Annotated in this window: 10 protein-coding genes; 6 read left to right on the top strand and 4 right to left on the bottom strand. The window is 69.1% G+C overall.

What is annotated here, in order from left to right:
* From ACFYZB_RS40055 to ACFYZB_RS40040, 4 genes are read left to right on the top strand one after another with little or no spacing between them, the layout of a single operon-like run.
* On the top strand, positions 1–2,931 hold the full coding sequence (locus tag ACFYZB_RS40055) for an SNF2-related protein (protein WP_388766827.1): 2,931 nt from the start codon (positions 1–3) through the stop codon (positions 2,929–2,931).
* Complete coding sequence (locus ACFYZB_RS40050; RefSeq protein ID WP_388766825.1) at positions 2,928–8,453, top strand: hypothetical protein; 5,526 nt, start codon at positions 2,928–2,930, stop codon at positions 8,451–8,453. The genes ACFYZB_RS40055 and ACFYZB_RS40050 overlap by 4 nt, the downstream gene beginning before the upstream one ends.
* Positions 8,450–15,196, top strand: coding sequence for a DEAD/DEAH box helicase (locus ACFYZB_RS40045; protein ID WP_388766823.1), 6,747 nt, complete (start codon positions 8,450–8,452; stop codon positions 15,194–15,196). The genes ACFYZB_RS40050 and ACFYZB_RS40045 overlap by 4 nt, the downstream gene beginning before the upstream one ends.
* Entirely contained in the window at positions 15,193–17,544 is a 2,352-nt protein-coding gene (locus tag ACFYZB_RS40040) for a UvrD-helicase domain-containing protein (protein WP_388766821.1), read from the top strand. Before ACFYZB_RS40045 ends, ACFYZB_RS40040 begins: the two co-directional genes overlap by 4 nt.
* On the opposite strand, the gene ACFYZB_RS40035 is transcribed toward ACFYZB_RS40040, so the two are convergent.
* From ACFYZB_RS40035 to ACFYZB_RS40025, 3 genes are all read right to left on the bottom strand, one after another.
* Positions 17,534–18,604 carry a hypothetical protein gene (locus tag ACFYZB_RS40035; RefSeq protein WP_388766818.1) on the bottom strand — a complete coding sequence of 357 codons (1,071 nt, stop codon included), beginning with the start codon at positions 18,602–18,604 and terminating at the stop codon, positions 17,534–17,536. The genes ACFYZB_RS40040 and ACFYZB_RS40035 overlap by 11 nt on opposite strands.
* 265 nt (positions 18,605–18,869) lie before the next feature.
* Positions 18,870–19,109 (bottom strand): DUF397 domain-containing protein, encoded by a 240-nt coding sequence (locus ACFYZB_RS40030; protein ID WP_388766816.1) that lies wholly within the window; start codon positions 19,107–19,109, stop codon positions 18,870–18,872.
* The gene (locus ACFYZB_RS40025; RefSeq protein WP_388766815.1) at positions 19,110–19,985 is read right to left on the bottom strand and encodes a Scr1 family TA system antitoxin-like transcriptional regulator; all 876 of its coding nucleotides are present in this window, start codon (positions 19,983–19,985) and stop codon (positions 19,110–19,112) included.
* A 223-nt stretch (positions 19,986–20,208) separates the two neighbouring features.
* Here ACFYZB_RS40025 and ACFYZB_RS40020 point away from each other — a divergent pair, with 223 nt between their 5' ends.
* A complete protein-coding gene (locus ACFYZB_RS40020; RefSeq protein WP_388766812.1) occupies positions 20,209–21,549 on the top strand; it encodes a hypothetical protein in 1,341 nt (446 codons plus the stop codon).
* A 56-nt stretch (positions 21,550–21,605) separates the two neighbouring features.
* Positions 21,606–22,310, top strand: coding sequence for a 2'-5' RNA ligase family protein (locus ACFYZB_RS40015; RefSeq protein ID WP_388766810.1), 705 nt, complete (start codon positions 21,606–21,608; stop codon positions 22,308–22,310).
* Here the strand turns inward: ACFYZB_RS40015 and ACFYZB_RS40010 are convergent.
* Positions 22,191–22,751 carry an ATP-binding protein gene (locus tag ACFYZB_RS40010; RefSeq protein ID WP_388766808.1) on the bottom strand — a complete coding sequence of 187 codons (561 nt, stop codon included), beginning with the start codon at positions 22,749–22,751 and terminating at the stop codon, positions 22,191–22,193. The genes ACFYZB_RS40015 and ACFYZB_RS40010 overlap by 120 nt on opposite strands.
* Positions 22,752–23,116: the final 365 nt, after the last annotated feature.

Raw genomic sequence — 23,116 nt, 5'->3', positions numbered from 1 at the left:
GTGCGAAAGTGCGAGTGGACCCGTGACGGCTGGATGGTGGAGGTCACGGGCATCTCGCCGTTCGTCCGTGGTATAGAGGCAGTCTTCTACGACCGGTTGGACGTCGTACAGAAACTTGATCCGCGCGAGACGGAACTGGTGCCGGACGACTCGCCCAACCACCGTCGGTCCCGGCTCTTCCTCGAAGCGATCGTACGGAAGACGTTCCTTCCGCAGACTGAGCACGGGCTCGCGCTGGCGGACGGCTTCCTCATGGACCAGCAGGTCCACCAGCTACGGCCGGCCGAGCTGGCACTGTCGATGAAGAACCCGCAGCCGCGGATCCTCATCGCGGATGTCGTGGGCCTCGGCAAGACCCTGGAGATCGGGGTGCTGCTCGCGGAACTGATCCGGCGCGGGCGGGGCGAGCGGATCCTGGTTGTGACACCGCAGCATGTCCTGGAGCAGTTCCAGCGGGAGCTGTGGACCCGGTTCGGGATCCCGCTGGTGCGGCTGGACTCGACCGGTATCCAGCGGGTGCAGCGGGACATCCCCGGGGGCCGCAATCCGTTCGCGTACTTCAAACGCGTGATCATCTCCGTGGACACGCTGAAGAGCGACGTGTACGCGCACCACCTGGAGCACACGGACTGGGACGCCGTCGTCATCGACGAGTCGCACAACCTGGTCAACCGCGGCACGAAGAACAACGCGCTGGCCCGGCTGCTGGCCCGAAGGACGGACGCGTTGGTCCTGGCCTCGGCCACCCCGCACAACGGCGACGCTGTGTCGTTCGCCGAGCTGATCAGGATGCTCGACGAGGCGGCGATCGCCAATCCGTCCCAGTACGAGGTGGACGACCTCAAGCACCTCTACATCCGGCGTACGAAGACCTCGCCGGAAGTACGGGAGTCGCTCAAGGACAACGCCTGGGCCGACCGTGGCCCGTCTCGGCCGATCCACGTTCCGGCCACCGACAAGGAACTCGCGGTCTTCACCGAGCTGGCCACGCGCTGGATCCCCGCCGATCCGTCCGCGCCCTCGGCGAGTCGGCACCAGCTCGTTCCGTACCGGCTCCTGAAGTCGTTCCTGTCCTCGCACAAGGCCCTGCTGGAGACGATCAAGACCAGGATCGGCAACCTGGACAACCCGCCGCCGGACAAGGCCGACGATGGCGACAAGCGGCGCACCCGCCCGGAGGATCCGGCCGTCCGCGAGGCGGCTCGCAAGGCCGAGCGGGCTGCCCTGGTCGACCTGCGGCAGCTCGCCGAGCAGATCGAGGACCAGGACTCCGCCAAGCTCATGGCGCTGGTGGACGAGCTGCGGGCCATGGGGGTCGGGCCCGGCTCCGAGACCCGGGTGGTGGTGTTTTCCGAGAGTATCCCCACCCTGCGATGGCTCGCCGAGACCGTACCGGCGGCCCTCGGCTTCCCGCGCACCGCCGGCGCGGAGGGGAAGAAGGACGAGAAGAAGCCCTGGCTGGCCTTCGGCGGAGCGGTGCAGGTCATGCACGGCGAAGCCACCACCGATCAGGAACAGCAGGACATCGTCGAGAAGTTCGGGCTGCGTGACGATCCCGTGCGCATCCTGTTCACCGGCGACGTCGCCTCCGAGGGCGTCAACCTCCATCAGCAGTGCCACCGTCTGGTCCACTACGACCTGCCGTGGTCCCTGATCCGTATCGAGCAGCGCAACGGCCGTATCGACCGCTACGGCCAGACACACCGGCCCGAGTTCCGCGCGCTGATCCTCACCAGCGACGTCCCATGGCGCACGGACGAGACGACCGGAGAGCCCCGCACGCTGGACGACCGCCTGGTGGGCGAGAAGCTCCTCGCGCGCGAGGAGGAGGCCCACCGGATCGAGGGATCGGCCGAGGCGGTCACCGGCCTGTACCGGGCCAAGGAGGAGGAGAGCCGCCTCACCCAGGACCTGATCGCGGGCCGCACGGTCGAGGAGTCCATCAAGCAGTCCCAGCAGACCGGGCCCGCGTTCCTCGCCGGCATCCTCGGACAGGTGGGCGCCGTGCACGATCAGCCGCAGGTCGCCCGCGCGGTGGTGCCCCGGCTCTTCGCGTCCACGGCCGACTACTTCGAGGAGGCGCTGAAGCAGGTCTGCCGCCCCAACCCGGAGAACATGCTGTCACTGCGCCGCGACGACGACGGCACCATCGCCTTCGAACCACCGCGGGACCTGCTGTACCGGCTCAAGGCGCTGCCCAAGTCGTACCTGGACGAGCAGGAGATCCTGCCGGGCAAGGACCGGCCGGCACGGATGCGCGTCACCTTCTCCAAGGAACTCGCCGCCCGGCGGCTCAAGGCCGCGCGGGAGACCGGCGACTCCCAGTGGCCCAACGTCTCCTACATCACCGACGTCCACCCCGTCCTGGACTGGCTCACCGACAAGGTGCTGGTAGAGATCGGCCGACACAAGGCCCCCGTGCTTGCCGCCACCGTCGACAGCCCGACCTATCTGGTCCAGGGCATCTACTCCAACGCACTTGGCAAGCCCACCGTCGTCGAGTGGATGGCCGTCTCCGGCCTGCCCGGCGCCCCGGTCGTCACGGCCCTGACCGACGAGGTACTGCGTGCATACGGCGTCGGGCCCGGCATGCCGGGCCGTGCGGAGCCCCGGGACCTCCCCGGCCTGGGCGCACTCGTGCCCGCGGCGATCGACGCCGCCGCACAGCACCTCGGCGTGCTGGAGGCCGAATACCGCGAGCGGATCGAGGCCACCCTCAAGCCCCATCGTGACCGGGTGGCCGTATGGCGGCAGGAAGCGCTGTTCGCCAGCGCCCGACCGAACGAGGCCGAGCTGGACCGGACGGCCAAGCGGCGCCTGAAACTCGTCACGTCCCTGCAGACGGCCGGCGAACCGATGCTGCGGCTGCTGGCCGTCCTCGAACCCGCCGACCACACCCGTACCGCCGCCGAGGGAGGCGCCGAGCAGTGAGCACCGACTTCGACTCCTTCGCCAACCGCGGCGAGTACCTCTCCGCGCACTACTTCGCCGAACAGCTCGGCACCGACCTGAAGAAGGGCCTGTTCGCCACCTGGGCGCTGCGCGAGGGCGACGAGAACGACCCTCGCAGAACCCCGCGCGAACTGCTACGCACCCTGCGCACCCCCTACCTTGCCGAGGAACTGCGCGGCTACTTCGTCAGAACCACGCAGGCCGACGCCGACGACGAAGCCCGCCTGAACACGCACAACGACCCCGAGTGGGCCAAGCGCCTCGCGGAATGGCACCAGACCGTCCTGCGCGCCCTCGGCTACGACACCTCACTGGCCGAACTCGCCGTCCACCGCGCCGGCCGCGACCACGTCGTAGCCGTCGCCTACCACGGCCACGGCATCGTCGCCCTCGACTGCGGCTGGGCCGCGGACAACGACGCCGCCCTCGACGCGAACGCCGCCGGACGCCTCCTCACACCCTTCCGCGCCGGTGCCAGCGAGTCGTACGAGACGGGGGCCGCACTCGCCTCCTGGCTCTTCCAGAGCGAACTCGGCGAAGCGGGCGGCCCGCACCCCCGCTTCGTGCTGCTGCTGTGCGGCGGCGTCCTCGTGCTCGCCGACCGCCACGCCTGGAGCGAGGGCCGCTACCTCGCCGTCAACCTCGACACCGCCCTCGAGCGCAACGACCGCGCCCAGCTCGGCGAACTCGCCACCATCGCCGCCCTGTTCAGCCTGGACATGCTGCGTCCCGGCGAGAACGACACCAGCCGCCCCATCGATGCCCTGCTGAAGTCCTCCGGTGACAACGCGGCGGGCGTCTCCACCGAACTGCGCCAGGGCCTGCAACGCTCGGTCGAGATCATCGCCAACGAAGTCCTGCACCAGATGGCCGACCCGAAGAACAACGTCACCCCGGCCGAGATCGAGGACCCCAGGATCCCCTTCCCCCGCGAACTCACCCGCGAGGCGCTGCGCTACCTGTACCGCATCCTGTTCCTGCTCTACGCCGAGGCCCGCCCCGAACTGGGCATCCTCCCTGCCGACGACGGCTCCTACGAGGCCGGCTACTCCATGGCCCGGCTGCGCGAACTCGTCGAGCGCGATGAGGAGCTCGTCGAGGAAGAGGCACGCAACGGCTTTCACCTCTACGAATCCCTCAGCGTCCTCTTCAACAAGGTCAACTACGGCCACCGCCCTTACGGCACCGAACCCGACGACGACCAGCCGGGTGACGACGAGGAGACCCGCAAGGCCAAGAAGGCCCGCCGCAGCGAGGACCGCGGCCTGCGCTTCGAACCCCTCCGCAGTGAACTCTTCGAACCCGGCGCCATCCGCCTCATCGGCCGCGGCGTCCTCGACCCGCGCAGCGACGAGGACGAGGCCCCCCGCTGGCTCGACCTGCGCCTGCGCAACGAGGCCCTGCACGAGGTGCTGCGCCTGCTCACCATGAAGAGGGGCCGACGCGGCGAGCGCGGCGGCTTCATCTCCTACCGCAACCTCGGTATCAACCAACTCGGCGCTGTCTATGAGGGGTTGATGTCCTACACCGGCATCATCGCCGAGGAGGAGCTGTGCGAGGTGGCCCGCGGCGGCGACCCCGAGCAGGGCTCCTGGCTGATCCCCTCACGCAAGCAGGACCAGTACCCGGACAGGACGCTCGTCCAGTACGACGAGGACGACGCCCGCAAGGGCCTGCGCGGCGTGAAGCGGTACGAGAAGGGCTCCTTCGTCTACCGGCTCGCGGGCCGGGACCGCGAGACCACGGCCTCGTACTACACCCCCCAGTCCCTGACCGAGGTCACGGTCGAACTGACGCTCAAGAACCGCCTCGACCAGGAAAAGGACGCCGACGGCAACGTCATCAGGACCCGGGCCGCCGACCTGCTGAAGTACCGGATATGCGAACCGGCGCTCGGCTCCGGCGCGTTCCTCAACGAGGCCATCAACCAGGTCGCCGACGAGTACCTGCGCCGCCGCCAGGAAGAACTCGGCATCACCATCCCCGCGGACGCCGCACTCACCGAGAAGCAGAAGGTCAAGGCGTACGTCGCCCTGCACAACGCCTACGGCGTCGACCTCAACGCCACCGGCGTCGAACTGGCCGAGGTGTCGCTGTGGCTCAACACCATGCACCCCGGCATGCGCGCGCCCTGGTTCGGCCTGCACCTGCGCCGCGGCAATTCCCTCATCGGCGCCCGCCGTGCGGTCTTCGCCGGCGACGACGTGTCGAGTGCGGACAAGGCGTGGCTGAAGGCGAAGGGCGCCCTCGCACCGACTTCGCTGCCGTTCCTGAAGGACGGCGAGCCACAGCCGCTGCCCGACGGCGCGGTCCACCAGTTCCTGCTGCCGTGCCCGGGGTGGGCAGCGGTCGCCGGTTCCAAGGAGGCCAAGGACCTCGCCAAGGCCGACGTCGAGCGGCTCGGCGCCTGGAAGAAGGGCATCCTCCAGCGTCCCAAGCGCAGCACGGCGCACCTCAACAAGGACGGCACGGTCGCCCTTAACCCCCGCACCGGGAAGCCGAAGACAGAGGCGACCTCGCAGTACACGCGGCTGCGGGACGCCGCCCGGCGCGTCGAGTTCCTGTGGTCGGCCGTCGTCAAGCGCATGGAACTCTCCGAGCGGGAGATCGCCCGCCGCATCGACGTGTGGCAGGCGGACCCGAACGACCCCGAATACGCCTTCCTACGCCACCCCGATCAGGCGGTACCGAAGGAGAAGGTCCTGGAGGACCTGTTCAACGCCGTCGACACCCCGTACTGGCGGCTGAAGAAGGTCATGGACGCGTGGTGCGCGCTGTGGTTCTGGCCCGCCGAGAAGGCCGGGCTGCTGGACGGGACGGACGGGGAGTACGCGGCTCAGGTCGACGTCAGCGGGGCGGAGCGGCTGAGCGAGGTGGCGGGAGTACCACTGACGGGGGAGCCGGAGGCGGAGCCCGAAGAGGCGGTTACGGCGGCCCCGGCGGTGGCGGAAGCACCTGAGCCGAGTGCTGCGCCGCGGTTCGTCGAGGTGTCGGCGTTGTTCGCCATGGGGCCCGAGCAGAGCTCCTTCGATCAGCTCCAGGACGAGGACGGGCTCGTCGAGGTGAAGGAGATCGCCCCGAAGAGGACGGCGAAGACGGGTCCGGCCAAGCCGAAGACGCCGGAGCGGCGGCCTGTCGTTCCGCTCAAGGACCTCGAGGACTGGCTGGAGTTCCTGGAGGCGATGCTCGGCAGGGCGGACGTACCGGACGGCACGCTGGTGGACAGTTTCCAGAGCCTTGACGATCTCAAGGGCTTCGAGGAGACGCTTCCCGGCTTCATGGGCATGGACGCCGGCAATCCCGAAGACCGGTTCCCGTGGCTGCGGGTGGTCGGGGACATCGCCGAGGAACAGGGCTTCCTGCACTGGGAGCTGGAGTTCGCCCTCGTCTTCGCGGAGAGCGGGGGCTTCGACCTGCAGGTGGGCAATCCGCCGTGGGTGCGTCCGCGATGGAACGAGTCCGCGGTGCTGGCGGAGCACGAGCCGTGGTTCGAGCTGGAGACGAAGGCGTCGACGGCGGACAAGGAACGGCGGCGTGAGGAGGTGCTGGGCAAGGAGAAGGCCCGGCGGTATGTGCTGGGTGAGCTGATGAACGTCTGTGGGCAGGTCGCGGTGTTCGGGTCGCCGCAGATGTACCCGTTGCTGACGGGGACGCAGCCGGATCTGTACCGGGCGTTCATGTCCCAGGTGTGGGCGCACATGTCGGGGGTCGGGACTGCGGGCATGGTGCATCCGGATACGCACTTCACCGGGGACAAGGAGGGGGCGCTTCGGGAGGCGTCCTATCGGCGGCTGCGGATTCATGGGGACTTCGTCAACGCGGGCCAGCGTTTCTTCCCGGAGCCGGTTGGCCACACCGCCCACTTCGGTGTGCACGTCTATGGGCAGCCGGGGGAGATCGGCTTCGATCACCTCTCCTGGCTGGTCTCGGCGGACGCGTTGCGGAACTCCGGCAAACACGACGGTTCCGGTGAGGTGCCGGGGGTTCGGTATCGGAACGGGGAGTTCGACGAGCGGCCGCATCTGGCGCGGGTTGTGCGGGTGGATACTGAGCAACTTGCAGTGTGGCAGCGGCTGTTGGACGAGACCGACCAGCCGGTGGAGCAGGCTCGGATGCTGTTCCCGGTGAGTACGGCGGAAGCGGCGGCCATCGAGGCGCTGGCGGATTATCCGGTGCGGCTGGGGGCGTTCGAGCCGCAGATTTCGCCGGGGTATCACGAGAGCGGCGCCAAGAAGGACAACCTGATCGACTACAACCGGCCTGACCCTGATACGGGGCAGGAGTACCAACCGGACCGGTGGCGCCGGGTGATCCTTAAGGGCACCCAGATCAGTGTCGCAACGCCCGTGTTCAAGCGGCATGACGCCAACAGCAATGATCCGTACGGGGCTGATCTCGTCGCTCTGGCACCGGACTTCGTACCCGACACCGAATACGTGCGGATGCCGGGCAGGAACCAGGCATACCTGCGTGAGCAGGATCGGTGGATCGACCACGGTGCTCTTGCGCGGCTGCGGTCGAGCGAGAAGGAGATCGCTCGCACCCGGCGCAAGATCGCGCACGATGACCGGATCCCGGAAGAGCAGGTCACGGCCGAGAAGATCGATGCCGCGCTGGTGGAGCGGGCCAAGCGGCGGTTCGTCGTGTTCCCCCGGCTCGCATGGCGCGAGATGATTGCACCGAACACTGAGCGTAGCCTTTATCCCGCGCTTGTCCCGCCTGGCGCAGCACACACGAACGTTGTTCGAAGTGCCTGGGTGCTGAATATCCACGTGACTGCTCTTGTGGCCGGAATGTGGGCCTCGCTTCCCGTCGACTACTTGCTGCGGGTAACCGGCACAGGACACCTTGACGTCGGCCGAGCCAGCGCCCTGCCAGCCCCTACCCCCACTCATCCCCTAGCGCCCGCCCTCCTCCTCCGCACCCTCCGTCTCAACTGCCTCACCACCGCCTACGCCGACCTCTGGAGGGACCTCTACGACCCCATCTGGCCCACCGCCGAACCCTGGGCCCGCGACTGGCCAGGCCTCCAACCCCTCAACGACGTCACTCCCGACTGGCGCCCCGACACCCCCCTCCGCACGGAACGCGCCCGCCGCTCCGCCCTCGTGGAGATCGACGCCCTCGTCGCGGTATGGCTGGGCATGGACGCGGACGCGCTCATCGCCGCGTACCGGGGCCGTTTCCCCGTACTGCAGAAGTACGAGGCCGTGACCTGGTTCGACGCCGACGGATGGAAGATCGCCGGAAACGCTCGCACGATCGGCCAGCGCCAGACGAAGGACTCCTGGAAGGACTTCGAGCCGTACCGCGCCGCCGTCGAACAGGGCCGTGAACCGGACGACAAGACCCCCGTCCCCGAGGGTTACCGCGCCCCCTTCTACCAGGCCAAGCGCGAGGTTGAAATGCGCGAAGCGCACGCCCACTTCAAGCAGCGGCTCGACGAGGCGATCGCCAACGGCGACTGGGACCCGGTCAGGCAGGAGGTACCTGAGCAGTGAGGCCCACCCTCCAGGCGCGCGGGCTCAAAGAGAGCCTGCTGCAGTACCTGTCGACGACATACGCGCTCAGTGACGAGGGTGCCCGGGAGGCCCTGCACCGGTTCCTCGGGGACGAAAGCTCCGGGATGTTCCGGGGGCCGTACCTGCGGATCCGTACGCCCTTCTCCACCGCTGACGACGGCTGGCGCGAGCACCTGGAATGGCAACGCGAGGGATTCACACCGTACGCCCACCAGGCCGTCGCTTTCGCCCGGCTGACGTCGGCCAACGGGCACACCCCGCAGCCGACCCTCGTCACCACCGGTACCGGCTCGGGCAAGACGGAGTCCTTCCTCTATCCGGTGCTCGACCACTGCCGCCGCGAACGGGAGGCGGGGAAGACCGGGATCAAGGCCGTCTTCCTGTACCCGATGAACGCCCTCGCCACCGACCAGGCCCAGCGCATCAACGACCTGCTCACGCAGCACAAGGCGGAACTCGGCAAGTTGTGGGCCGGGCTGTACATCGGTGACCGGGCGGTGACGCAGTACGAGAAGGTGCGCACCCGGCGCAGCGACATGCAGTTGTCGCCCCCGGACATCTTGATCACCAACTACAAGATGCTGGACCTGCTGCTGCAGCGTGAGGACGACGCTCCGCTGTGGCGGGAGTCGGACATCCGGTACGTCGTGGTGGACGAGTTCCACACGTACGACGGTGCGCAGGGCACGGACGTGGCGATGCTGCTGCGGCGGCTGGCGTCCGCGGTGGGGGCGTCGGAGAAGGGGCGTCCGCTGGGCCGTATCTGCCCGGTGGCGACCTCGGCGACGCTCGCCTCGGGCACCGACGAGGACGGCGTGGCGCAGTTGCTGGAGGTGGCGACGCACGTCTTCGGCACCGAGTTCACGCCGGAGTCGATTGTCGGGGAGAACCGGCTGCCCGTCGAGGAGTTCATCCCGCTGCGGGACATGAAGATGCAGGGGCTGCCGACCCCGGACGAGTTGCTCGCGCTGCCCGATCCCGCCTCCGGCGGCGAGGAGGCACTGCTCGACCTCATCGAGGCCGTGACCGGAGTCCGTGACAAGGACCCGTTCCTGCTGGGCGAGAACCTGCGGCGGCATCTGTTCACGCGTGCGGTGATGCAGGCGCTGGACGGCGAGGTGAAGACCGGCGCCGAGGTGCTGGACATCATGTGGCGGGCGGGCGCGGCCGGCTGGTCGGAGGCGGTGGCCCGGCAGCCGGAGAAGGCGGCCGAGGCGCTGGCCCGGTTCGTGGCGCTGCTGTCGTACGCCCGTGATCCGAAGTCGCCGCCGGGGGAGCCGCGGCCGTTCGTGCACGTCGAGGTGCACCAGTGGGCCCGGTCGGTGTCCCGGCTGCTGCGTGGTGTCCTGCCGTGGCCGAAGGCGGAGTTTCGCTGGGACGTCGCGGGGCTGGAGGACGCGAGTGCCACCGACGGGGAGCGTCCCGTGCCGGTGACGACGGCCACTTCCGGGCAGAGCGCCAACTTGTTCTTGCCAGCCGTGTACTGCCGTGACTGTGGGCGGTCGGGGTGGGCGGTGTTCTCGCCCGAGAGCGACGACCACGACGTCCAGTTCGACACCTTCAAGATCCGGCGGGCCTCGCTGGGGCAGGACAAGGCCCGGGTGCGGAACCTGATCGCGGCGACCGACCAGCAGGCCCGGGAGGGCTCCGGCGCGACCCCCATGGCGCCCGGCGGCCGTGGCGGCGGTACGGCGGGGCAGGGTGCGGGCGGGACCCTGATGGTTCTCGACGGGTCGCGCAAGCGGCTGCGGCTGCCCGATCCCCTCAACGACTACGACAAGGACACCAAGGAACCGCGGCTGACGGCCCGCGACTCGGCATTCGTCCTGGTGCATTTCGGCGGCACGGTGGCGAACACCGCCGCCCGCGAGGACTGGTGCCCGGCGTGTGGCGAGCGCAACGCCATCCGTTTCCTGGGTACCGGGTCGGCCGCTATGGCCGCGGCGTCCATCACGCAGCTGTTCACGGGCGGCGAGCTCGACAAGGAGCTGCACGAGGACAAGACCCTGATGTTCAACGACTCGGTGCAGGATGCCGCACACCGGGCCGGGTTCGTCGCCAACCGCTCGTACACCTTCTCGCTGCGCGCCCTGCTTGCCGAGCATCTGCGCCACGAGGAGCCGACAGCGCTCAACGACCTGATAGCGAACGTCGTCGAGGCCACCACGGACAAGGAGACTCTGGCCGCCGTGGTGCCGCCGGACCTGCACGTCTACAAGGGCGTGGAGAAGCTGCTGTCCGGGCAGGGGCGCGGCGGCAGCCTGCCGGTGTGGCGGCTGATCGGACAGCGCCTCGCCTTCGAGGCGCTGATGGAGTTCGGCTTCCGCTCCCGTAATGGCCGCACCCTGGAGCTGACCCGGACCGCCGCCGCACAGGTGCGCATCGAGGATCCGGACGCGGTCGTGACCCTGGTCCGCAGGGTCCACGAGGAGTGCGTCAGCGACCGCGTGCCGTTGGTTCCGCAGGACCACGCCCGCTACCTGGCGTTCGTGCGGGTCTTCTTGGAGCGGCTGCGCACCCGGGGCGCGGTGGCCCACCAGTGGCTCGACAAGTACGTGGACGAGGCGGGCACCAGCCGGTACTTCATCTGGGGCCGACGGGCGCCAGGCATGCGCGCCTTCCCCAAACGGGTCGCAGCCCCGGTGTTCCTGCTGAACGGGCCGAAGAACGGCAGCGAGTTCGACTTCGCCACCGGGCGCCTGTCCTGGTACGAGCGATGGGCAGGGCGCTGCCTGGAACTTCCGCGGGAGCTGGCTCCGGACTTCTGGAACCGGCTGCTGCCCGAACTGGCCGCGCTGGGACTGCTGTCGGTGCGCACCCCGCGGGACACCTCGTTGCGCGTGTACGGGCTCAAGCCGGGCAACATCGAGGCGCAGCTCCTGGACGACGAGCAGGTGCGTCACGCCTACGTGCGCTGCCCGGTGTGCTTCTGGGAACAGACCGTCCACCCCTCGCTGCTCGACCAGTGGCATGAGCAGCCCTGCCCGTCGTACCGGTGCCGCAGGGGCCGGCTGGTCGCCGGTGACCGACCGGAGGGGCTGGGGGTGCATCACCGCGACCGCGACTACACCAAGGACTACTACCGGCGCCTGTACCGCAAGGCGGGCACCTATCAGGTGGTCACCGCCGAGCACACCGGCATGCTCACCCGCCCGCAGCGCGAGAAGGTGGAGAACGCCTTCAAGCAGCGCGACGGCTTCAAGGACCCCAACGTGCTGTCCTGCACGCCGACGCTGGAGATGGGCATCGACATCGGCGACCTGTCGGCGGTGGTCCTCGCCGCGCTGCCGCGCCGCCCCGCCTCGTACGCGCAGCAGGCGGGGCGGGCCGGACGCCGTACCGGCAACGCCTTCCTGCTGACCATCCCGAACCGCAGGCGCCGTGACCTGTACTTCCTGGAGCGCCCCAAGGAGCTGATCGCGGGCGCGATCGTGCCGCCGGGCTGCTACCTGTCGGCGGTCGAGATCCTGCGCCGCCAGTACTTGGCCCACCTGCTGGACCTCGCCGCCGCCGGATGCCTCCTGCGCGCGGACGGCAGGCCGCTGCCGGCCCTTCCGCACAAGGCGCCCCGGCTCTTCGGGCCGTCGGGCTACCTGGTCGATCTGGTCGAGCTGGCCCTCGCCCAGGGCGAGGAACTGGTCGGCGGGTTCTTGGAGTTGTTCCCCACCGGTGTCAGCGACCAGGCGAAGGCCGACCTGACCGAGTACGCCACCGCCGGACTGCGCGGCAAGGTCGAGGAGGCCGAGCGGGAGTGGTTCCGTGCCCAGGACGCGCTGCGGGCCCGACTGAAGGAGATCGATGAGGCCCATGGCGAACTGCACGAATCCGACCCCGACCAGGCCCGGCAGAAGGCCGAACTTGACGCCGAACGGCGAGGCGTCAGCCGCCACTTGATGACCCTGGGCGACACCCCGGCCCAGACCGCGCTGTGCGACCTGGGCCTGCTGCCCAACTACGCGCTCATCGACACGACGACCGTGCTGTCGGCGACCCTGTACGGCGAGAGCGAGACCGACCCGACGAAATACACCGCCGACACCTACGACTACGAGCGGCCCCGGCGGATAGCCCTGGAGGAACTGGCCCCCGGCAACACCTTCTACGTCAACGGCTACAAGCACCAGGTCAGCGGAATCGAGATCGCCACCGGTGGACAGCAGGAGTGGCGGACCTGGCGAGTCTGCCCCGGCTGCGGCTACGTCCGCACCGAGAACGCGGCCGAGGACCGCTCCCCGTGCCCGCGCTGCAAGACCGCCCACATCGCAGACGACGGTTCGTGCCTGTTCCAGGTCGTCGAGCCCTCCACGGTCACCTCGCGCGACAAGCGTGAGGACGCCCGCATCCGCGACGACAAGGACGACCGCGACCGCCGTACATACATGGCCGTGGACGCGGTCGACATCCCCGTCGAGGAGATCGAGCCGGACTCCTCGTGGCGGCACACCACCCAGACGTTCGGCGTCGACTACTGCCGCAGCGCCATGATCCGGCGCATCAACGTCGGGCCCGTCCGCTACGATGCCCCGGCCCGCGACGACTTCGCCGGTCACCGCGTACGCCTCAACCCGTTCCACGTGTGCACCGCGTGCGGTGCGGCCAGTGCCGACGGGCAGCCGGTCTTCGACCACCACACCGACGAGCTGGACTCGGCGGCCGTACGCAGCGGCCGGCTCAAGCACCACCGCCCCTGGTGCCCGCTGCGCCGCGGCAAGAAGACCGACGCCCGCGAGGAACCGGTGCTGCTTGCCCACCAGCTGCGCACCGAGGCACTGCGGGTCCTCATCCCAGCCGCGACCGCGGACGTGGACGCCAAGGTGCACTCCTTCCGGGCCGCGCTGAGGCTTGGCGTGGACCGGCATTTCGGCGGCGATCCGCAGCACCTCGCCACCACCGTGGCCTCCATGCCGGACACCGCGAGCGGGGAGCGCCGCTGGTTCCTGGTGCTGTACGACGCCCTGCCCGGCGGCACCGGCTACCTGGACCGGCTCACCAAGCCGGACGCCTTCCGGGACACCCTGCTCAAGGCGTACGAGCTGCTCAAGGAGTGCCCCTGCGCCGAGGAGCGGCGCCGGGCCTGCCACCGCTGCCTGCACCGCTACACCCCGGAGCCCTTTCAGGACGTGGTCTCCCGCCAGGCCGTCCTGACCCTCCTGGAGACGTTGCTGTTCAAGGAGGACGGCTCGGACGGCTGGGACACCGAGGAGGTCGAGCACACCGGCCTCGTCGGCCTCGACGCCCAGGTCGAGTCCGAACTGGAGGCCCGCTTCCTGGCCGCCCTGCGCGCCTGGGAGAAGGCGACCGACGACGCTACCCTCGAGGAGATCCAGGGCCACGCGAGCGGACACCTCACCTTCGACAAGGGCGCCGGAGCCCACTGGCGGCTCACCGCCCAGCAGCGACTGCACGGCACGGTCAGCGACTTCACCTTCACCCGCGTCGACGGCCCCAAGCGGAGCGTCAAGGTCTACCTGGAGGGCTACCGGTTCCACGCCAGCCGCGAGCACAACGAGATCGCCGCCGACGCGGCCAAGCGCACTCGGCTGCGAGCCGAGGGACAGATCGTTTTCCAGATCACCTGGGCGGACATCGACCTCTTCGAGCTGCAGCACGCCGGCCGCACCAAGCCGGTCTGGCCGCCGTACGGGGGCCCGGCCCAGGAGCAGGCCAAGGCGGCGTACGACCAGTACGGCGGGCAGCGCGCTGACTTTGCTCGCGTGATCTTCGTCAATCCCATCGACACGCTCATCGCCTATCTGCGCGACCCGGACCCCGAGCAGTGGGCCCGCCGGGCCCGCGCCCTTGTCACCGGGCTCACTGCCCAGCCGGGCACGATCCCGGTCGCCGCGACGGGCAGCCGCCGCGAGCTGGTCGCGGCCCTGCGAGGCGAACTGGCTGCCTTCAGCGCCGCCGAGCGCGACGACAAGCCGGTCGTGCCGGACTCTGTCGGCATCGGCCCGGTACACGTCTTCCGCAGCGCGGACGCCTCCGGGCTGCCGATCGTGTTCGCCCTCGACGCCGCCGATCCAGAGAACCTGAAGTGGACAGCCCTCACCGTCCTCGAAGACAGCGACACCGTCCTTGACACGGACGAGCACAGGCAGCGTTGGCGGGCCTGGCTCTACTGGAGCAACCTCACCCAGTTCCTGATCGGGAACGGCGGTGACGGTGTCCAATTGGCCGGAAGTTCAGCCGCCCGGTTCGAGGTCGAGGTCCTGCAGGTCTGCGGCGGGCTCGGCGAACTCGCCTCCCTCATCGGCGCACCCGCCCCCGTCGTCCCCGAGGTACCGGCAGCCGCGGTCAAGCCCGTCGACCCCGACCCGGACCACGACTCGGCGGCCGAGGTCGCCGCGGCCCAGCTGCTGCGCGACGCCGCCTGGGACCGGGAGATCCTGGAGATCCTGCGCGACGACCCCGACGAGGCACCCGATCTGCTCCGCCTCGCCGAGATCCTGGCCGAGCGCGGCAAGAAGGCGCCCGTCTTCGGCCACGAACTCGGCACCAGCCGCTGGCAGGCCGACTTCGCCTGGCACACCCACGGCGTCAAGATCGCCGTCGTGGCGGCCCCTGACGGCGAGGACGACGACGAGGCACACCGGCGCGACACCGCCTACGCCGAGGACGGCTGGACGGTCCGCACCGCGGCCGAATGGCTCGACCACCTCGAGGAGCTCCTGGTGGAGCTTCCCGACACGAACGACATGGAAGAAGGCACTCCCCGATGACGGCCCGGCTCAGCCTGTACCGGAAGGCCGAACAGGAGCTCTACAAGCTCGACCGTTCGGTGAAGTCGGACTTCTACAACTTCTGTCACCACTTCCGCGAGAACCCCGAACTCCACGGGCTGCGGAAGAAGAAGCTGAAGGGTGACTCCCGCATCTGGTCCGCCCGCGTCTCCCAGGACTACCGGGCCCTGCTGGCCCGGACCGGCGTCGACGCGGATGGCACCGAGAGCTGGCTGGTTATCGCCGTCCGTCACCGCAAGGATGTCTACGAAGAGCTTCAGGTCGCCGTCAACCGGGTCACCGGCGAGATCGAGTTCGTCGACCTGGCTGTCGTCGGCGACAGCGCCCTGCGCCGCGCGGGCATCACACTCACTCCGGCCGAACCCGAGCCGGAGACGCGCCCGGTCAAGCCCGTACCCGAGCCCGCCGCCGAACCGGAGCCTGCCGAGCCGCCTTTGCTGGCCGCTTACGACGCCGCCGGGCTGCGCGCCCTGGGCGTCGCCGAGCAGCTGATCGATCTGGCGCTCGCCGTCACCACGAGCACCGAACTCGACCAGCTCCTCGAAGGCGCCCCCCTGCTGTCGAAGGACGTCCTGTACGGTCTCGCCGCCGGCATGAGCGTCGACGAGGTGCGCAAGGAGATCACTGCACCGGTCAAGCTCGAACAGGAGCCGGACCTTGACGACTTCGCGGCCGCCCTCTCCCGCACGAAGGTCACCACCGTCGACGACGCCGTACGCGCCGCCATCGAGGAGGGCGACTTCCGCGCCTGGAAGGTCTTCCTGCACCCCACCCAGGAACGCATCGTCCACCGCCACTACAACGGCCCAGCCCGCGTCTCTGGCGGACCCGGCACCGGCAAGACCATCGTCGCCCTGCACCGCGTCAAGCACCTCGCCGAGCAGCTGCCCCCGGGCCACAACAAACCCATCCTGCTGACGACCTTCACCAAGAACCTCACCACCGACCTGCGTCTCAGGCTCGCCTCTCTGGTCGAGCCCGACCTGCTGGCACGCGTGGACATCGCCCACATCGACCAGCTCGCGGCCCGTGTTCTCGGCGAGAACACCGCCCCCGGACGGGGCAGGCAGCGCGTCTACGACCAGGTGGCAGTGAACGAGATGCGCCAGCTGCTGACCGAACTCGACGACCGGCGCTTCGAGGCGGAGTTCCTCGTGGAGGAGTGGGAGCAGGTCATCCTCGGCCAGTCCGTACCCACCCGCTCCGACTACTTCAAGGCCCGCCGGGCCGGCCGAGTCCGGGCGCTGACCCGCCCGGAGCGCGCCCACATCTGGAAGCTGATCGAGCAGTTCACCGCCCGCCTCGACAAGATGGGTGTGGAAACCTGGGGCCAGGCCGCGGAGCGCGCCGCCCGCTTCGAGATCGAACGCGCCGCGAAAATCAGGGGCAGGCGTGCCTACAAGGAAGAGATCGGCGGCAAGGACCTCATTCACCGCGACAACAGTTCCGGCATGCGCTACCTCGGCTACCGCTACCGGCACATCGTCGTCGACGAAGCCCAGGACCTGCGCCCCGCGCACTGGAAGATGCTGCGTGCCATGGCCGACCCCGACCTTCCCGACGACCTGTTCATCGCCGGCGACACTCACCAGCGTATCTATGACCATCAGGTCGCCCTCGGCGCTCTCGGCATCCACATCCGGGGCCGCTCCTCCCGGCTCACCTTGAGCTACCGGACCACGAGGGAGATCCTCGCTGAGGCCCTGCGGGTCGTGGACCCCAAGAACCCCAGGAGCAAGGACGAGAAGGTCGTCTACGACGACCTCGATGACGGCACCGACACCCTCGCCGGCTACCGCTCCGTCCTCCACGGACCCCAGCCCGGGTTCGTCCGCTACGACACCTGGGAGGACGAACTGGCAGGCCTCGCGGCCACCTTGCGCACGTGGCGGGGAGAGCTGTCCACCGACGAAGGCGGCGCTCCTGTCGACCCCAGCGGCCGTATCGCGGTGTGCGTCGCCGATCGGGAGATGGTCAGCCAGACCATGTACCATCTGGAGGCCAAAGCGGGCATCACCTGCGCCGAACTGACCAAGGAGGGCCCCAAGGGCGATGGTGAGGTCCACGTGGGCACCATGCACCGCTTCAAGGGCCTCGAATACCAACGGCTCGCCATCATCGGCGCCAGCGACGGCATCATCCCGCGCACCAGCGTCATTGAGCGCTACCGCACCGAGGACCCGGCCCGCTACGAACGCGAACAGCGCAAGGCGCGCTCCCTGCTGTTCGTCGCCACCACCCGCGCCCGTGACGCGCTGCTGATCAGCTGGCATGGCACACCGAGCCCGTACCTGCCCACCGGTCGTGTCGCGGCGGTCACGGCGTGACTACAGCGCCGGCCTGGGAGAAGGAACTCGCCTCATAGCGCAACTGATAGGCGCGCACGCCCGCACCGTTCATGCGATACAGCGTGATCGTGGACAGGAACTGCTCCTTGACCTCGGCGGTGCGGCGGCGCTCCTTCCCCTCGACATCACTGATCCACTCCTCGATGTGCTCGGGGAGCTTGAACGCCAGCTCGTACGCGCCGACGGCATCCGCAGGGGCCAGCGTCCATTCCGCCGCGCTGCCCATCCCACGCCGCCTGATCCGCACGGCGTGGTCCGGCCTCGCCTCCGCGTACTCCAGGAACCGCTCGTGGTCGTCCGTGGCGAGCGGAAGAATGAACGGCGCAGACGGGAAACCGAGGAGCAGCTCCACACCGCTGCGACCACGCAGGGCGTCAGCGAACTCGGCCAGCGCGGTGGCGGCCATCTGGACGAACTTCCCTTCGGGCGCCGCGGGTTGCGGCAATAGATGCAGCGGAGACGTCTGAAGCCTGCGTCGCAGTTCGGTACGCATCCAGTTCACCGGAAAGGAACTCGTCCCAGGCAGGTACTGCTGTGCCTTGTACAGGCTCTGCGCGGTGGTGCCGATGTGGCCGAGCAACCACGCGAAGGACGCGCCGGACAGATCCACCAGCGAGATCTGATGGGCGAGCGCGTACCTCTGTGCGTCCGCCGTGAAACCGCTCGCCGAGAACAGGGCGTACGAGTACTTGTACCGCTGCCTGGGCCTGGTTGCCGTGCCCGTCATGAAGTTCTCGTTCACGTCGTGCACTACGCCGTGGGCATTGCGCACGACCTCCAGCCCGCAGCGACTCTGGTAGTACTTGGCCTCCAGAAACAGCCGTACCGGCATGGAGAACGCCGGCGTGAACGCGAACTCCCCGAGCACATCGACCTGGTGGACCGCACCCCGTCCCTTGACCCGGAGGGTGTCGCCGTCACTGACCAGCTCGACCGGATCCTGGTCCTCGTGGACGAGCAGCCGGTAACCGCTGGAGCGCAGCAGCCAAGCCAACGACTCCTCCAACAAGTAGCCCCGTAATGAGGAATCCTTGAGCATCGTTCCAGCCCCTTTCCGAACCGCTTACGTGACGCCGAACGCGATCATCCCATTTGAGGGGTCCGCTCCCGGGCCTTCGCCCAAGACTTCGACGAGGTGCGCCCTCGCATCGCGCAGGCCATGAGCGACGTGCGTCCGGGAATCTCTTCGGCCACCGACAGGGGCCGCCCGCTTCCCGTAGCGCCCCCCCGTCGTTCAGACCCGAGACGTATACGCCTACGGCGACCGCCCATCACGGTTTCCTCGCCACGGCCCAGGATTCTTGTTAGCCGCAGCGCTGACCGATCGCCGCACAGGCGACTCCGCTCACCACCGCGCGCATCGCTCTCTTCGAGAAGAGCAACGGCCGACGGCCGATGTCCTTGGAGTCGCGCACCGCGACACGGTCTCCCAAGTCGGCGATCTCCACGCAGTCGTTCGCACCCCCGCTATACGAGCTCTTGCGCCACTGCGCGTCGGTGAGGTCGGCGGCTGGCGACTGGATGATCGTGCGGGGTGTGCTCACTTAGAGCTCCTTGCTGATGCGTTCGATGCGGGTGCGGGTCTCAGGCGGTTCGAGGGCAGTGCCCCTCAGCTGGTGGAAGATGTCCGTGTAGTTGTCCACGTCGGCTGGGGACTCGAGGTACACGGAGTTCTTGGGGTTCTCCAGCCACACCAGGTCTGGCGTGGGGGCCGGGAAGGTCAGGATGACGAACGGCCCATACAGCCCGGGATGCGCTCCGAGTGAGAACGGCAGCAGCTGCACGGTGATATTTGGCAGCTCGCTCGCCTCCACGAGCTTCCGCATCTGGTCGCGCATCACTTCGACCGAGCCGACGGTCCTTCGCAGCACGGCTTCATCGAGGATCGCACAGAGCCTGGCGGGGGCCTCACCGCCCAGGCGGCTTTTCTGCCGCTCCATGCGGACCCTGACCAGGGACTCGACCTGCGGTGGGGACAGGTCCTTCCTCATCTGGGAAATCACGGCGCGGGCATAGTCCTCGGTCTGGAGCAGCCCCGGCACGAGCATCGGCTGGTAGTTGGCGAGGTGCGTGGCGCCGGCCTCCAGAGCGAGGTAGCCGTCGTAGCGGGTCGGGCTGAGCACCGTCGAGTACTTCCTCCACCAGGGCTTCTGCTGCTCCTTGTCCGCTCGTACGAGGTCGAGCACGTCGGCGCGCCGGTCCTCGTCGTCGACGCCGTACAGGTCCAGCAGCGCCCGGACGAGGACCGGCGTCGTACCACGTTCGCCGTTCTCGATCCGGCTCAGTGACCCCTGGTTGACCTCCAATTGGTCGGCGACCTCGGTGAGGGTGAGCCCGGTCGCATCGCGCAGTTCCTTCAGCCGTGCCGCGAGCTGTCGTCGGTACACCGACTGCGGGACCAGGCTTCTCTTCAAGGCCATGCCAGGAGTCTCTCCGTACCGGCGACGCCTGTACAACCCATACGGGTCAACTTCGCAAGACATATTGCCTAGTTGGTGGCTGCGTCTGCATGCTGTCAGGAGTCACGGCGCGCGTCCGTAGAGGCGTGCGCCGCAGCCGACCGATGGGCGACGCATCGCCACCACCCCGCCACCGGCACGCGCCTCCGCGTCGGTCCCGCACGCCGCACCGGGAGGGTGGGCCATGCCACGGACAACGCTGCTCCGGCAGCTGCTCCAGCAACGGCACCTGACGACGCACGAGGCTTTCGCCGCCCAGTACGAGCGGGCCGCCGCCCGGTTGGCGAAACTCGACCGCGACCCCCGCCTGGCGTCCCTCCAGGTCTCGCCACGCCAGTTCGACCGCTGGTACGGCGGGGAGCTGCTTACTCTGCCCCGCCCTGACGCCTGCCGGGTGCTGGAACACATGCTGGGCAGACCCGTGTCCGAGCTGTTCTCCACTGCATACGACGGCGACTCCGCGCACGACCGCTCCGAGGAGCCGCCCACATGCCGGCCAGCCCCGAGTCCTCCTCCGCCGCGCGAGGGTGATGAGAACCCGCTGGACATCGTCACCCGGACCCGGCAGCTGACGGCCAGCAACGCCGACGAGGCAACGCTCGCCTTCCTCGATACCTCCTTGGAGGGCAGCACCAGTCGGTACGAACAAGACGGGCCGTACGTCCTCCGCCCCCAGGCCCGCCAGGCGTGGCAGCTCGCTCACACCCTCCTCGACGGCCGTCAGCCCCCTCGTGTGCGCCGGGAGCTCTTCCGCCTCGCCGCCCGCGCTTCTGGTCTGCTCGGCTACATGGCGGTGAACACGGGGGACTTCGCGCTCTCGGAGGCGTACTGCACCGAAGCCCGCGATCTCAGCCGTGAGATCGGCGACCTGGACACCGAGCTCTGGGCATGCGGCACCCTCTCCTTCAGCCTCTACTACGCCGGCCGGTACGGGGAGGCGGACGCCTGCGCCGCCGCGGCCGTCGAGCGAGTCCCGCGCCACGCCCAGTCCATCCGCCTGCTCGCCAATGGCCGGGCCCGGGCCCTCGGCAAGACCGGCGACTGGCGCGCCGTCGAACAGGTCCTCGGACAGGCACTCCATCTCTCCGACCTCCACGAGGTACCCGTCGGGCTGACCCCTTGCATCTCCTTCGAGCCGTACGGACGGGCCCGTACGCTGGCCAACGCCGTCACGTCACACGTGGCCCTGCGCAATACGGCGCAGGTCCTGCGCGACGCCGAGCACATCGACGATCTCGTGGAGCACTCCAGCTCCTCCTGGAGCCGTTCGCTCGTACGCTTGGACGTCGCCACCGCGCTGCTGCAGCAGCGCACACCCGACATCGATCAGGCGATGGTGCTGGGCCGCGAGGCCCTGCGGCTGTGCGGAGACACCCCGATCAGCTCCGTCTACCAGCGCTCCCGCGACCTGCATGAGCAGGCCGGGCCGTGGCGTGATCACCCGGCGGTACGCGATTATGGCGACGAGTTCCGGACCTGGAGCTCGCAGCCAGCAGCCCTGGCCATGGCGTCATCCGCGTCGTAGGCGCCGTCGGTGTCGTCGTAACGCCGGGGCAGTGTGTAGCCGAAGGAGTACGTCGGGTGCCCCTGCTCAGTGCCGATCCCGCCGCGTTCCCCGCCGAGCCCCCCGCGGACACGCACGACCCGGCGGTCACCGCGGCCCACGACTGGGCGGCGTTCAGCGCACTCGACGAGATGACCGACCACTGGGCACGCCCCGGCTGGTCGGACGGCAGCCGGGCGTACTACTGGATGCTGACCTTCCCAGATGATCAGTTGCTCGCGGATCTCGCCGGGCGCTGCCAGGAGGAGCTGGCGCCCCTCGGCCTCGATCCGGTGCCGACGGACGGACTGCACATCACCCTCGCCCGAGTGGGAACGCCGGACGTCGTCACCCCCGGCCAACTGGACAGCCTGGCCCGGGACGCCGAGGCACTGCTGCCCTCCGCGTTCTCCGTACGCGCCATGCCGCTGGCCGGATCCCGAGGCGCCGTCCGCCTGTCCCTCGGCCCCTGGGAACCCCTGCTCCGGCTGCACCACGCGCTGGCCAAGGCAGGGAACGGCGTCGGACTGGCGCCGAAGAAGCCGACGTCCGCTTTCCGGCCGCACCTGAGCCTCGCGTACAACAACCGCCAGCGCCCCGCCGCCCCCGTCGTGAAGGCGGTCTCAGAGCTCCGCGCTCTTCCAATCGTCGAACTCTCCGTACGTGCCGTCCAGTTGGTGGAGCTCCGTCGTGACGGGCGGACGTACCGCTGGGATGTACGCAAGAACGTCCCGCTCGGATAGCTCACCGGAGTCCAGGGCGAGAACTACGACTACTTCCTTGCCGATCGCGGTCGGCCAAACCGACCACGCCGAGGCCAACTCCCCGACGAGTAGCAGCCCGAGACCACTATCCGTCAGCTCATCCTGCGACATCTCCGCGGACCGTGCCCTGACCCTGGACACATCCCGTCCCGCATCGTGGACCCGCAGCACCGCCGCGTCCCGGTAGACCTCCACGCACATGCAGTCCGGACCGCTGGCTGTGTGCCTGAGCGCGTTGCCCACGAGCTCCGAGGCGACCAGAACGGCGTCGTCGACCCGCTCTGGCGAGGCACATCCCTCTAGGACCTCGCGTACGTGCCTGCGCGCGAAGCCCGAAGGCTCGGCGCAGTCGGCCAGCTTCACCCAATGACGCCGTACTGGTGTCTGCCTGCAGAGGCGCTGTTCGTCCACCGCGTCCATCGCCGCTTCTCTTTTCCGTAGCACTGGACCGATCAGCCTCGCCATGAGTGAGGCGCGGCGGTACGCCGCGCCTCCGCCTCTTCGCGCCCTGCCGGACGGCGGACGAACGGCGTGCTGACGGCGTACCGCCGCCGACTACCCCCGGCCAGGCTCTTCATCGAGGCGCCGACCGTTGGCGGCTCGGCCCAACCCGGCTGGAGGGAAAGCGGAATGAGCAGTGTGAGGCGGACGGCATCACACCAGGTGCCCCATGGCAGCCTGGCGCTGTACGCCTGCCTCCCCGCGTCGCACGGTGAGGTCACCGACCACAGCGAGGCCGGCGGACGGCGGTACGTCGCCGGCGCCGGCTGCGATGCAGTCGAGAC

The sequence above is a fragment of the Streptomyces sp. NPDC001852 genome, from assembly GCF_042891825.1.
Classification (GTDB): domain Bacteria; phylum Actinomycetota; class Actinomycetes; order Streptomycetales; family Streptomycetaceae; genus Streptomyces.
This window is presented reverse-complemented; position numbering and strand designations above follow the sequence as displayed.